Here is a 328-nt window from a genome sequence, read left to right as displayed (position 1 = left end):
ACGGTCGTAATCACGTAAACGACGTATCAACACGGACTTGCTCTTCTTGGGCGAGGCCTCCTCCATCCAAGGGTCAATCAACTCGTGCGCCATGCGCTGGTAAAGGCTGCTGTCCGTGCAGCCATAGAGCGTGACCAGTAACAAGGCACGGGATTGCCCCGCTTTTATCACCGGGAGCATGCTGCGCATCGTGGAGCGCAAACGATCGAACTCATCCGACTCGCCCAACAACCTGTAGGCCGGAAGGAGCAACGAGTAAAGCTTACAACGGATTACGTCGGTCTCAGCACGGAGAGAGGCGTAGCCACGCAGGACCTCACGGGCCAGA

At 57.6% G+C, this 328-nt stretch carries 1 protein-coding gene; it reads right to left on the bottom strand.

Annotation, left to right across the window (positions count from 1 at the left end; genetic code table 11):
* A partial coding sequence (locus DW205_RS22715; RefSeq protein WP_233523174.1) for a hypothetical protein occupies positions 1–328 on the bottom strand: 328 nt, incomplete at both ends.

Source organism: Parabacteroides sp. AM17-47, assembly GCF_003434625.1.
GTDB classification, from domain to species: domain Bacteria; phylum Bacteroidota; class Bacteroidia; order Bacteroidales; family Tannerellaceae; genus Parabacteroides; species Parabacteroides distasonis.
Note: the sequence above shows the minus strand (reverse complement) of the source record. Positions and strands in the feature narration are given on the sequence as shown.